Origin of the sequence: Mucilaginibacter pedocola, from assembly GCF_002013915.1 — a bacterium.
GTDB classification, from domain to species: Bacteria; Bacteroidota; Bacteroidia; order Sphingobacteriales; family Sphingobacteriaceae; genus Mucilaginibacter; species Mucilaginibacter pedocola.
Genome location: NZ_MBTF01000001.1, coordinates 398,857 through 412,295, shown reverse-complemented (window position 1 = coordinate 412,295; position 13,439 = coordinate 398,857). Strand labels below are relative to the sequence as shown.

The following is a 13,439-nucleotide window of genomic DNA, read 5'->3' as shown; positions in this document are numbered from 1 at the left end:
AATTGAATGTACCTTTAGCATTCAATACTATCATGAGTAACGGCAATACAGTTTCAAATTCAACGGTTGATGTAGTTTTAGTTGGCGCAGGCATAATGAGCGCAACACTTGGGGTAATGCTTAAAGAGCTGCAACCCGATCTTTCGATAGACATATTTGAAAGGCTGGATACCATTGCCGCCGAAAGCTCTGATGCCATGAACAACGCCGGCACCGGCCACTCTGCCTTTTGCGAGCTTAATTACACCCCACAAAAGAAAGATGGCACCGTATCTGCCGACAAAGCCGTACAAATTGCCGAGCAATTTGAAATAAGCAAAGAATTTTGGGCTCACCTGGTTGAGCGTGGTTTTGTTGAGGCGCCGCAAGGCTTCATCAGCAAAGTGCCGCATATTAGTTTTGTTTGGGGTGATGACAATGTTAGCTACCTGAAAAAGCGCTACGAGGCCATGAGCAAGCACCACTTTTTTAAGGCCATGGAGTACTCTGAAAACCATGAGCAATTAAAAAAATGGATGCCCCTGGTAATGGAAGGCCGCGATGCCAACCAAAGCGTAGCGGGTAACTACATGGATATTGGTACCGATGTAAACTTTGGCGCGCTAACCCGCACCTTATTTGATTGGCTGGCCAAACAACCCAATGTTAACCTAAGCCTGAACCACGACGTTGCAGATATAAAACGTAATAAAGACAACACCTGGGGCATTAAAGTAAAAGATAATGCCAGCGGCCAAAAACGCAAACTGAACGCAAAATTTGTATTCGTAGGTGCAGGTGGCGGCGCTTTACCCCTATTGCAAAAATCGGGCATTGCCGAGAGCAAAGGCTTTGGTGGTTTCCCTGTTAGCGGGCAGTGGCTGGTGTGTAATAACCCTGCGGTTGTTGCCAAGCATAATGCTAAAGTATACGGTAAAGCATCGGTTGGTGCGCCGCCAATGTCGGTACCGCATCTGGATACCCGCATGATAGACGGTAAAAAAGCATTGCTTTTTGGCCCTTATGCCGGTTTCTCTACCCGTTTCCTCAAAAAAGGTTCGTTGCTTGATCTTTTTGGTTCGATAAAAGCCAATAACCTGCTGCCTTTGCTGGCCGTTGGCCGCGATAACTGGGATTTGACCAAATACCTTATTGGCCAGGTAATGCAATCACCTACCGACAGGCTTAACGCGCTGAAAGAATACTTCCCTGAAGCTGAAGCGGCCGACTGGCATTTAGAAATTGCCGGCCAGCGCGTACAAGTAATCAAAAAAGACCCTAAAACTACCGGCGTACTACAATTTGGTACCGAAGTAGTTACCGCTGCCGATGGCAGCATATCTGCTCTATTGGGCGCATCGCCAGGTGCATCAACATCGGTACCTATTATGGTGGAGCTGATAGAGCGCTGCTTTAAAGACAAAGCCAAAACTCCTGAATGGCAAGCTAAACTGAAGCAAATGATACCTTCTTACGGGCAATCGTTGGCTAAAGACGAAGCTTTGGCCGATGCCACAAGGGCGAGAACAAGTAAGGTGTTGGGGTTGGCTTAATTTCGACGGCGGGCGACACCACGGCCTTAATCTGCAAGTGCAAAAGAAATAGGTAATGAAAATTGCATCCTAATCGGTATGCCATTTTCAATACCGGGATTCCATTGCGGCGAATTTTGCACCACCCGTATAGCTTCCTGGTCGCAGCCACCACCTATTCCGCTTATTAATTTCACATCCGATACGGCACCATCATATTCTATTACACACGAAATTACTACAGTTCCCTGTATATTGTTTTCGCGGGCAATTGCCGGGTATCTTAATCCTTTGCCTAAATACCTGCCAACCTCTTTCTGCCCTCCAACAAAACCAGGCACAGTATCCAACTGCGTATAATGAATATTTTTACCCGACTTGTAATGCGCATCGCCGGAAATGAAAACGCCGTGCTGATAGTTGTTTTTATATGATACTGAATCACCGGCCGAACCGACCCACTCGCCTTCTTCTTTGCCATTTGCTACGCTGCCGGTAACACTTCTCGCGAACATCCCACTATATTTTATCCATTTACCGTTACCGTTTTCGGTTAAAACATTCCCGGTAGAATCGTTGCATTGTAACAAGGCTATTGTGCCGTCGCTTTTATATTCGGTGATACTGTATAATTTTCCGTTGGGGTAGTAGCTCATGCTTTGGCCGGTAATTTTACCATTAGCGTACGTTCTGAAGTGTTTCCGTTTTCCATTTCGGAAATATTCGATGTACGGCCCCTCAAAGCCATTTTCGGCCAGGGGCGTATTAAGGTAGGTATAGGCGGTGAGCCTTCGGGTTCCATCTTTAAATACATCATTTACGGCAGTAAGTACTTTTCCGTTTAGTTCTGAATCCGCCGGGTGCAATATTCTGATAAAATCTGCAGTTTCTGCGTTTTCCGCCACTTGCCCGTTGTTAAGCATGTAATATGCCGACGTATCTTTCTTTTGCGCACTGGCAAAGGTTACGGATAGTACAAAAAAAAGAAAAAGTAAAGTACTCTTCATCTCACAAACTTTAGTATTATAAAAATCAATAAACATATTGATGCTAAAAAGGCAAGGTAACGCGGCGGGTTTAATTTTGGCTGAATTGAATAGGTATTGACAACATAGAAGCTACCGGCATGCCATTTTGTATCCCTATGGTCCATTTATTTGGCAACGTTTTTACAACTCTGATGGCTTCTTCATCGCACCCACTACCTATACCGCGACTAACGTGTATATCTGATGAGTGGCCATTTTCGTCCACATAAAATGATACGATCACCCTTCCCGTTGTATTGCTTTGCCGGGCCGCTTCAGGATACCTTATCTTACTTGCTAAAGTTCGTCCTAACACTGCATTGCCTGCCGGATAGGTCGGGGCGATATTAGCTTCGGTAAAACGAAATTCTTTTCCGTTTTTATAATGTATAACACCGGATAAGAAATTGCCGTTACGGAAAATATTGGTACAGGTGGTAGTGTCGTTAACAAAGCCTTGCCACTCGCCATCCTCCTGGCCATTCACAACGTTGCCACTAATATACCTTTTAAGATCATCGGAATACTTTATCCACCTTCCATTGCCATTTTCAGCCATCAGTTTTCCGGTAGAATCGTTGCACTGCACAAGTCTTGCGTTATACTCATCACTATACTTTACTACAGTATAAAGCTGTCCGTTCGAATAATAGCTTAACCACTCACCAATCGGTTTGCCATTTTGATAATTGCGAAAATACTTACGCCGTCCATTCGGAAAATACTCAAGATAAGGGCCGTTTAATCCGTACTGCACGTCCCATGTAGTTCTGTATGTGTATGCCGTGGCTTTCACCTTGCCATTCATAAAAACGTCCTTCACTGCAATTAGTTCTCTATCTGTTATGCTGGAATCAGGCGGGTACAAAATCCTTATAAAGTCCGCCACGTTGATGTTTAAAGCTAAGCCACCACTATTACGCATATAATACGTGGTAGTATCTTTCTTTTGCGCGTACGACAATGTTACCGAAAAAAGAAATATCCAAAAAAACAAAGGCTTTGCCATGTGTAAACTTGTTTAAAATGGGGTAAGTATTATATATTATGTCTAATCAAAATAGCGAAAAAATCCACCCGGTGCATCAGCAGAGGTGTTTTCAGTCTTCTGCCAAGGCGAACGCCACCGGTATAGTAAAGTTTACGCGCACCGGTTTACCATTTACCATTCCCGGTATCCAAACCGGTAAAAGTTTTGTAACCCTGAGGGCCTCCTGGCTCAGGCTTTCATCCGGCGAACTCAATACTTTAAAGTTTGATAACATGCCATTTTTTTCGACCACAAAGCCTAATATTACCTTTCCGGTTATCTTGTTTTTACGGGCGTGATCGGGATACCTAACATTTCTGGCCAAAAAATAATTTAAAGCATTTTCGCTGCCGCCAAATCTGGGTTGCTGATTTACGGCCGTTAAAACCTCGTCTTCTTTACGGCGTTGAGTCCCGGGTTGTTCTACGCCATTTTTAAATTCCGCTTTGTATTGGGTATTATCGTCGGGGTAGCGCCGTATCCAAACGCCCTCTTTTTGGCCATTTACTATTTGCCCTATAAAAGTATCGTTTTGCTCGCCATACTCTATCCAGGTTCCGTTGCCGTTCTCGGCCAGTTTTTTACCTGTAGTGTCCGTGCATGTGTTTAAACGTTCGCCATCTTGGGTATACAGCGTAACGTTATATGCGTTGGTATTGGAGAAAAAAGTTGTATCGGGCCCCACTATCTTACCCTTGTAAAAATGCTTCACTTCCTTCTTTTTACCGTTCGGATAATAATCCATACAGATGCCATGTGCAGAACTTTCGAAATTCATTTCCTGGTTGATAGACCTCGCTAAAAGTTTAAGCGTACCATCAAGGTAATAATCCTGCACCACGAACATCCCCGAATCGGCTTTGATAATTAACCGCAAGAACTTTGCACTGCCCTCATCATTGGCCATATCGTAACTGTTGGCCATATAATATGCAACTGAGTCGGGTTGGCGGGCTTTTTTTGATTGTGAGAAACACACCGCACTAATAAGACAGCAAAATATGGCAGCAAGTAAATTTATTCTCATGCGATAAGAGTTTAGCGTGCTAATATAGCCAAAATATTCGGCTGCGTAATGCACCAAAAAAAAGCCGGATGCGTATTGCACCCGGCTTTTTCAATACTGTTAAAAAGCGGAACCTATTTAAAATCCTCGTTAGTCAATCCTTTGTTCACGGTAGCTTCGGTAACTTTAAATTCTACCAGGCCGCCGGCAACAAATATTTTTTCGGAGTACGGTATTTTTATGCCGGTGTTTATGGTTTGGTAATCGCCATACTCGGTTGGGGTTGCACCCGGGCTATCGGTTACGCGTTTTAGCTTGTAGCCGGTTTTAGGGTCGTACCATTGTTTAACGCGGATGCCGTTTGGCGTAGTTACGGTTACAAGGTAGGCCAGTTTACCATTTACTACCTGCATATCGGGAGCAAGTTCCAGCTTGTAGCCCGTTTTGCCATAATCCAATTCAGGGAAAAGTTTGTAGCGGTTTATAATGCTCTTTTTAGTATCGGCGCTTACTTTTGCATCGGCATTATATTGCTTCATCCTCACGCTGTCGCCGTTTATAACTAACCCGGTTATCACAAAGTTGTTATAGCTTGGCGCTATCATGTTCTCGTAAAACTTATCAGGAGTTTTGTATTTCATCTCCAGCTTTACGCCTACGCCCTGGAAAGTACCGTCTGATTTAACCGTAAGGTCGCTCACATCTTTTAAGCGTGCCTCGGTGCCAACCGCATTCAGGTAAGCATCTATCACGCTTTTTGCGGTGGTGCCCTGCTGTACCGGCTGCCCGCTCAGCGAGTTATTATCGGGGTTAATATCCGGCAGTACGCCTTCGGGGTCTAAGGTTACATATGATATCCTCGAGGTTGATTTGTAGGCGAAGGTCCAGGTGCCGCCACGCTGCCAAATTTCGGCAGGTAGTTTTATGGTGCTGCTTTTGCCGTTTTCCTCTACAATTAATGCAGTAACCGGCATGGCCATTTCCTCTAAATTCTCAATGGTTATCAGCGATCCTTTGCTTGGGTCGTTATCAGGGTAGCCTATTTCTTTTACCCCTTGGTCAAGCTTCCAGGTTTGCAAAAACCATTGGTTCCAGAACCAGCTCAGGTCCTCTCCTGCTGCATTATCCATGCTATGGAAAAAGTCCCATGGTGTAGGGTGCTTAAACGCCCAGCGTTTTATATACTTTTTAAAAGCATAGTCGAAACGCTCTTCGCCCAATATCTGCTCGCGCAGTATCATTAGGCCTTGTGCAGGTTTCTCGTAAGCTGCGTTACCCAAATAATCGTTCTGGATAACATCGGGCGTATTCATAATCGCATCGGCATTAGGGCTAAACATGTATGCTGCGCCGCCCTGCACATCATCTTTAGTATAATATTCGCCTTTGTTGAATACCTTGGTATCAACCTTATTAATAAAGGTGTTAAAGCCCTCGTCCATCCAGGCGTATTTACGCTCGTTTGAGCCCACTATCATCGGGAACCAGTTATGGCCAAACTCGTGGTTGGTAACGTTCCACAGGTCGCCGCCAACGCTTTGGTGGCTGCAGAATACAATGCCGGGGTACTCCATACCGCTAACCGGGCCGCCTACGTTGGTAGCTACGGGGTAAGTATACTCGAACCATTTGCCCGAATACAATTCAATAGATGCCTTCACATACTCGGTAGACCTGCCCCAGGCGCGCACTCCGCCGCTGGTAATAGGGTAAACCGATTGTGCCAAGGCCTTTTTGCCGTTGCTCAGGTTAATGCGTGCCGCATCCCAAACAAAAGCTTTGGATGCCGCCCAGGCCACATCGCGCGAGTTTTTGCAGGCAAAGTGCCAGGTAAGCGTTGGCTTTTTCAGGTAAGCGTTACCGGCCAATACCTCAGCCGAATCTTTTATCATCACGGTTTTATCGCTGGCGCGTGCTGCGGCAAGGCGTTTCAGGGCCGTTGGCGTAAGCACTTCGGTTGGGTTAAGCAATTCGCCAGAGCCTACTACTACCAGGCTTGCCGGGGCGGTAATGGTATAATCGAAATTGCCGTACTCCAGATAAAACTCCGATGCGCCCATATACGGGATAGTATTCCAGCCGCTTACATCATCGTAAACCTCCATACGGGGGTACCATTGGGCTATGTCGTATATCCAGCCTTGCGGGGTTTTGAGGCGGCCGGTGCGGTCGGTACCGTATTCGGCTACATCGTAGGCATAATCTATTTTTAGTTGCAGTTTAGCACCGCCGGTACGCAGGGTATCTTTCAACCGTATCTGCATGCGGGTATCGTTCACCAAATAATTGGCTTTTTCGGCTTTGCCTTTATTAATTACTGTGACGCCCTTTAATTCAAAACCATTAGTAAATCCAACATTAGCGAAGCGCCCGCCTTCTACTACCGAGGTAGCCTGCCCGCGAGAATCCCGGCGGATAATATTCTGGTCTAACTGCAGCCATAAAAAGTCGAGGTTATCGGGGCTATTGTTGGTGTAGGTGATAGTTACACTGCCTGTCAAGCGGTGTTTCAACGTATCAAGCGCCACATCAATTTTATAATCGGCGCGGTTTTGCCAGTATCTTGGCCCGGGCGTGCCCGATGCCGAGCGGAACAGGTTGCCTTTTTCGGGATAAAACAATGGGCTGAAAACTTTATGCTGATCGTACTTAGAGGCGGGCGGGGCATCCTGTGCCTTTGCCGCATAAGTACCAACCGAAAGCAGCAACAAAAGGGCTTTTTGGTAATTTCTCATTTTTTGCGGTATGATTTAAAGGCGAATATATTGTTTTTTACCAAACCCGCGTTGTAATGGCTGCGTTGCCAAAAAGCATCGCCTATTTTTTATATTTTTGCGCCAATGTGCCGGTGGCTTTTATACACGGCACAACCTTTTCCCGATAAATGGATATATCTGTAGTAGTACCACTGTATGACGAAGTAGAATCGTTACCCGAGCTTACCTCATGGATAGCCCGGGTGATGAGCGAGAACCGTTTTACTTATGAAATAATATTAGTTGACGATGGCAGCCGCGATGGATCGTGGGACATGATCGTGAAGCTCAAAGAAAGCAATCCACATATCCACGGCATCAAATTCCGCCGCAATTACGGTAAATCTGCCGCGTTGAATACAGGCTTTGCCGCTACCAAAGGCGATGTGGTAATTACCATGGATGCCGACCTGCAGGATAGCCCCGACGAGATACCCGAGCTTTACCGCCGCATAAAAGAAGAAAAATACGACCTTATATCGGGCTGGAAGGCCAAGCGTTACGATCCGCTGAGTAAAACCATCCCTACCAAATTATTCAACGCCGCCACACGCAAAATGAGCGGCATAAATAACCTGCACGATTTTAATTGCGGACTAAAAGCCTACCGTAGCACTGTAGTGAAAAACATAGAGGTATATGGCGAAATGCACCGCTACATACCCGTGCTGGCTAAATGGGCCGGCTTCACCAAAATTGGCGAACAGGTGGTAGAGCACCGCGCCCGCAAATACGGCAAAACCAAATTCGGCTGGAGCAGGTTTGTAAATGGTTTTTTAGATCTGCTTTCGATATTCTTCGTAGGCAAATTTGGCAAGCGGCCCATGCACTTTTTCGGTACTATGGGCACACTGAGTTTCTTAACGGGTTTAGTTATTGCTGTATGGATAATTAGTGAAAAACTGTATTTGATAGCACACGGCGAACACTACAGGGATATTACAGACAACCCGCTTTTTTACCTCGCACTGGTGGCTATAGTGTTAGGTTCGCAATTATTCTTAACCGGCTTTGTTGCCGAATTAGTTTCGCGCAATTCTTCAGACAGGAATCATTATCAAATAGAAGATTCAATTTAGATATGAGATTTGAGACGTTAGATATGAGACAGAAAATTATCCGTCTGCCTCTGTTCTCTTTCGTTTTTATGCTTTCTCAAATCTCATATCTAAAATCTCACATCTAAAAGCGAATGCACTTCTCCATCATCATACCTTTATACAACCGCCCGCAAGAGATAAACGAACTGTTGGGTAGCCTTACGCTGCAAACGTATAAGGCTTTTGATGTGATGGTGATTGAGGATGGCTCTACCAGCCGTGCCGAGGATATTGTTAAAAGTTATGCTGATAAACTCGACATAACCTATTACGAAAAACCCAACGAAGGCCAGGGCTTTACCCGTAACTTCGGCTTTGCCCGCGCCAAAGGCGATTACTTTATCGTTTTCGATTCGGATTGTTTAATACCGGCAGACTACCTGCAAATAGTTAATGATTCGTTAAATAAGAACTGGCTGGATGCATATGGAGGCCCCGATGGTGCGCATGAATCTTTCACCCCTATTCAAAAGGCCATTAGCTACAGCATGACCTCCCCTTTTACTACCGGCGGTATACGCGGTAATAAAAACGGTATAGGGCAATTCCATCCGCGCAGCTTTAATATGGGTATATCGCGCAAAGTGTGGGAAAACGCAGGCGGCTTTATCATCACCCGTTTGGGCGAGGATATTGAATACAGCATCCGCATCCACTCCCTAGGCTATACCATTGGCCTTATCCCCGAGGCTATTGTATACCATAAACGCCGTACCGATTTTTTGAAGTTTTATAAGCAGCTGCATTTTTTTGGCAGGGCGCGTATCAACATCTACAAGTTTTTCCCTGCCCAACTTAAGGCCGTACACTTTTTTCCTGCCGTATTTACGCTGGGTGTGCTATTTACCATTATAGCTAATTTGTTTGGCTGGGGTATAGCTATTTTGTGTAATTTTGGAGTTGCGCTGTATACTTTGTTGATATTTTTTCATTCGCTGTGGGAAAACAAATCAGCAAAAATCGCATTTTTGAGCATAATTGCTGCCTTCACTCAACTGACTGCCTACGGGTTAGGATTTATGCAGGATTTTTGGAAGCGTGTGGTGTTAAAAAGATCTTAAGAACGTATGTACCATCCATTTTCTGTTGCCGAGACCTTGAAATCCTCATGGGATTTCCTGGTGAAGAACCTCGCAACCATTGTTGTTTACTCTATTATTTCATTGCTGGTGATGGGCATCTTTGCGTTTGCGGTTTACGTGTTTCGCGATGATTCTTTAATTGGCGTAGCGGGCGTATTTGCCTTGCTCATCATTATCAGCTACAACTTCCTGGCATTTAATAAACTTATTTTCAGGCTAATGGATAGTGCCTACCACGAGGTAAGCTTAAGCGAGATTGTACCAACCGTTAAAATGGTGGCCAGCTACCTTGCTTTGCTGCTCACCATCAGTGCACTTAGCGTTTTCCTTAGCAAGGCCATCGAAAAAATGGACGAAAGCTACCTGCAATACTTTTTAGGTATAGCTGTGGGTTACGTATCGCAGTTCTTCCTGTTGTTTTACTTCCCTCTTTGTACCTGCTACATCGTTGACGACCAATCGGGCCCCTTTGAATCGATATCGCAAAGCTTCGGCCTTATCAAAGGCAACATCATTAAGTACTTTATGCTTTTTGTTGTGGTAGAGGCGCTTATAGTTATTGCCTCGTTAACCATTGTGGGTTTTATACTTATTATCCCTATCGTAAACATCATCCTGGCCATGACCTACCGCAAACTGGTTTACAGCCACCAGGATATTGACGATGATATTGCCGAAACCAACTAAGCATGGGCATTAAAGCAACACTGAGCAAGGTTTTTGCATATTTTGTTAACCGGCAATTAGATAATATCCGCCAAAACGCCGTAACCCTGCAGCAAAAAGCCTTTACCGACTTGGTACATGCCGCAAAGGACACAGCCTTTGGTAAAGACCACAAATTTGCTTCTATAAACAACTACGAAGATTTTAAGCGCCTTGTCCCCGTACGCGATTATGAGGAGCTGCGCCCCTATATAGAACGCGTTACCCATGGCGAAGCCGACGTAATGTGGCCGGGTAAACCCGCCTATCTGGCTAAAACATCGGGCACTACATCGGGCGTTAAGTATATCCCCATTAGCAAAGAGAGCATGCCCGAGCACATTAAGGCTGCGCGTAACGCCCTGCTCAGCTACATCCACGAAACCGGCAAAGCCGATTTTGTAGATGGCAAAATGATATTCCTGCAAGGCAGCCCAGTGCTGAGCGAAAAGGCTGGCATATCTACCGGCCGCCTCTCGGGCATTGTGGCACACCATGTGCCCGGTTATCTGCAAAAAAACAGGCTTCCCTCCTACGAGACAAATTGTATTGAGGACTGGGAAGAAAAGGTTGATGCCATTGTAGGCGAAACTGCTAAAGAAGATATGCGCCTGATATCGGGCATACCGCCCTGGTGCCAAATGTATTTCGACAGGCTTTCTGCCGTATCAGGCGGTAAAAAGGTGAAGGACATATTCCCCAACTTTAAGCTTTTCGTGCATGGCGGGGTAAATTACGAGCCTTATCGTGCACGCATGGAAGAAGCCATTGGTTTCAAAATAGATTCGATAGAAACATATCCTGCATCAGAGGGATTTATCGCTTTCCAGGATTCGCAGAAAGAAAAAGGCTTGCTGCTGATGGTGGATGCAGGTATTTTTTATGAGTTTATCCCCAGCGAAGAGTACTTTAACGAAAACCCAACCCGCATAAATCTGAAGGATGTGGAACTGGAGCGTAACTACGCACTTATTATGAATACCAGCGCCGGGCTTTGGGGATATAGTTTGGGCGATACTATAAAGTTTGTATCTAAAAATCCGTACAAAATAGCTGTTACCGGCCGCATCAAACACTATATATCTGCCTTTGGCGAGCATGTTATTGGCGAAGAAGTAGAACAGGCGCTAATGGGCGTAGCCAACGAGGAAGGCATAGATATTGTAGAATTTACCGTAGCACCGCAAGTAAACCCTGCCGAAGGGCAATTACCTTACCACGAGTGGTTTATAGAATTTGGCAAAGAGCCGAACGATTTGGCAGCGTTTGCGTTAAAGGTTGATAAGGTCTTACAGAAAAAAAATATTTACTATTTCGACCTTATTGAGGGTAACATTTTGCAGCCTTTAATTGTCAATAGTTTAAAAAAGGATACATTTATAAATTACATGCGCAGCCAGGGCAAGCTCGGCGGGCAAAACAAAGTACCACGATTATCAAACGACAGGAAGATTGCCGATGAATTGAAAGCATACACACAAAACTAAATACTATGAAAAAGTTAATGTTAACGTGTGTAGCATGCTTTACGGCATGCTTTGGGGTATTTGCTCAGCAAGAAAACCTGCAGATAGCCTGGCCAGGCGAGTATAAATGGAAAGTGGTGAGCAACCAGTCGAACGCTGCCATGAACCTGGTAGAACTGATACCCGGTGCCGAAACGCTAAACAATTGGAGCATAATGGCCACCATGGTATCTTACAAAAACAAACGCGTTGCCAACATAGCCGAGGTACAGCCTATGTTGTTGGCCAACATGAAAAAAACCGCTCCCAAAGCAAGGCTGGCGGTACTGGAAAGCGGTACAAAAAATGGCAGGCAGTGGACGATATTTAAAATAGAAGCACCGGCTTTTACAACCGTGCCCAGGCCCGAATCGCAATTGTATTATGCTACGCAGGGCGATAAAACTTTGTACGTAAGCTTTGTAGCACAAAAAACAGCATGGTTACCCGGTGCATTCGCTACCAAATGGAGCAATGTATTTAAGGGTGCACAGCTGGTGATGAAATAAAATTATTTGTACTAACAGATTTTGAACAACATTAAAAACGTAGCCATTTTAGGCTCCACCGGTAGTGTAGGCACTCAAACGTTGGACGTTATTAAAGATAACCCCACGCTTTTTAGTGCGTTTATGCTAACCGGGCACTCTAACGCTTCCCTGCTTATTCAGCAGGCTCTTGAATTTGTGCCGAGATACGTAATTATCTGCGACGAGGATAAGTATGCCGAGGTAAAACAAGCATTAGTCCACCTGCCCATTGAGGTACATGCCGGTTATAGCGCCATTAAAGAGATGGTTACGCACCCGGATATTGATGTGGTGCTAACCGCCATGGTAGGCTTTGCAGGGCTGGAACCAACCATTAATGCCATTAAGGCAGGCAAGGATATCGCGTTAGCAAACAAAGAGACGCTGGTTGTTGCCGGCGAACTGGTTACCGCATTGGCTAAAGAGCACAACGTAAAAATATTACCTGTTGATAGCGAGCACTCGGCCATATTTCAATGCCTGGCCGGCGAAGAGCAAAATAAGATAGAGAAGATTATCCTTACGGCTTCAGGCGGGCCTTTCCGTGGTAAAACCCGCGATTTTTTGGCAGGCGCTACCCGCGAGCATGCCCTTAAACACCCTAACTGGGTAATGGGCGCCAAAATCACTATCGATTCGGCATCGTTAATGAACAAGGGGCTGGAAGTGATAGAGGCCAAATGGCTGTTCGGCCTGGAGGCTGATCAGATAGATGTTATTGTGCATCCGCAATCTATCATCCACTCTATGGTGCAATTTGAGGATGGCTCTATCAAAGCGCAAATGGGCTTGCCTGATATGAAGCTGCCGATACAATACGCGCTATCGTACCCCAACCGTATCAAAAACAATTTTAAACGGTTCGATTTTACGGCCTACCCTAACCTCTCGTTCGAGAAACCGGATATGGGTACCTTCCGCAACCTGCAATTTGCTTATGATGCACTGAACCGCAAAGGAAATATGGCCTGCATAGTGAACGCAGCCAACGAAGTGGCGGTTGCAGCGTTCTTGAAAGACGAAACGGGCTTTTTGGCGATGAGCGATATTATTGAAGGCTGCATGGAAAGCCTGCCATACATGGAGCAGCCCACACTTGCCGACTATTTGAATACTGATAAAGAAACGCGCATATTTGCGCAAAATTTAATAAAGCAAATGCCGTTAAAGGCATACCATATTTAAG

At 45.3% G+C, this 13,439-nt stretch carries 11 protein-coding genes; 7 read left to right on the top strand and 4 right to left on the bottom strand.

Annotated elements, in window-relative coordinates; translation table 11 throughout:
* Positions 1–32 precede the first annotated feature (32 nt).
* A complete protein-coding gene (locus BC343_RS01795; RefSeq protein ID WP_078346476.1) occupies positions 33–1,532 on the top strand; it encodes a malate:quinone oxidoreductase in 1,500 nt (499 codons plus the stop codon).
* 26 nt (positions 1,533–1,558) lie between these two features.
* Here the strand turns inward: BC343_RS01795 and BC343_RS01790 are convergent, their stop codons facing one another.
* The 4 genes from BC343_RS01790 to BC343_RS01775 form a co-directional block, all read right to left on the bottom strand.
* Positions 1,559–2,518 (bottom strand): energy transducer TonB, encoded by a 960-nt coding sequence (locus tag BC343_RS01790; RefSeq protein ID WP_162276802.1) that lies wholly within the window; start codon positions 2,516–2,518, stop codon positions 1,559–1,561.
* Between the two features lie 70 nt (positions 2,519–2,588).
* Positions 2,589–3,548 carry an energy transducer TonB gene (locus BC343_RS01785; protein ID WP_078345999.1) on the bottom strand — a complete coding sequence of 320 codons (960 nt, stop codon included), beginning with the start codon at positions 3,546–3,548 and terminating at the stop codon, positions 2,589–2,591.
* Between the two features lie 91 nt (positions 3,549–3,639).
* Complete coding sequence (locus BC343_RS01780) at positions 3,640–4,494, bottom strand: energy transducer TonB (RefSeq protein WP_162276801.1); 855 nt, start codon at positions 4,492–4,494, stop codon at positions 3,640–3,642.
* Positions 4,495–4,709: 215 nt separating this feature from the next.
* Positions 4,710–7,310, bottom strand: a complete 2,601-nt coding sequence (locus BC343_RS01775; RefSeq protein ID WP_162276800.1) for a M1 family metallopeptidase — start codon at positions 7,308–7,310, stop codon at positions 4,710–4,712.
* A gap of 149 nt (positions 7,311–7,459) precedes the next feature.
* On the opposite strand from BC343_RS01775, the gene BC343_RS01770 reads away from it, so the two are divergent.
* The 6 genes from BC343_RS01770 to BC343_RS01745 all read left to right on the top strand — a co-directional run bounded on the left by BC343_RS01770 (position 7,460) and on the right by BC343_RS01745 (position 13,438).
* On the top strand, positions 7,460–8,410 hold the full coding sequence (locus BC343_RS01770) for a glycosyltransferase family 2 protein (RefSeq protein WP_078345997.1): 951 nt from the start codon (positions 7,460–7,462) through the stop codon (positions 8,408–8,410).
* Positions 8,411–8,523: 113 nt separating this feature from the next.
* Positions 8,524–9,492 carry a glycosyltransferase gene (locus BC343_RS01765; RefSeq protein ID WP_078345996.1) on the top strand — a complete coding sequence of 323 codons (969 nt, stop codon included), beginning with the start codon at positions 8,524–8,526 and terminating at the stop codon, positions 9,490–9,492.
* Between the two features lie 6 nt (positions 9,493–9,498).
* The gene (locus BC343_RS01760; RefSeq protein WP_078345995.1) at positions 9,499–10,200 is read left to right on the top strand and encodes a hypothetical protein; all 702 of its coding nucleotides are present in this window, start codon (positions 9,499–9,501) and stop codon (positions 10,198–10,200) included.
* A 2-nt stretch (positions 10,201–10,202) separates the two neighbouring features.
* Complete coding sequence (locus tag BC343_RS01755; RefSeq protein ID WP_078345994.1) at positions 10,203–11,705, top strand: GH3 auxin-responsive promoter family protein; 1,503 nt, start codon at positions 10,203–10,205, stop codon at positions 11,703–11,705.
* A gap of 5 nt (positions 11,706–11,710) precedes the next feature.
* On the top strand, positions 11,711–12,232 hold the full coding sequence (locus BC343_RS01750; protein WP_078345993.1) for a hypothetical protein: 522 nt from the start codon (positions 11,711–11,713) through the stop codon (positions 12,230–12,232).
* A gap of 30 nt (positions 12,233–12,262) precedes the next feature.
* The gene (locus BC343_RS01745; protein WP_202909726.1) at positions 12,263–13,438 is read left to right on the top strand and encodes a 1-deoxy-D-xylulose-5-phosphate reductoisomerase; all 1,176 of its coding nucleotides are present in this window, start codon (positions 12,263–12,265) and stop codon (positions 13,436–13,438) included.
* Position 13,439 lies beyond the last annotated feature (1 nt).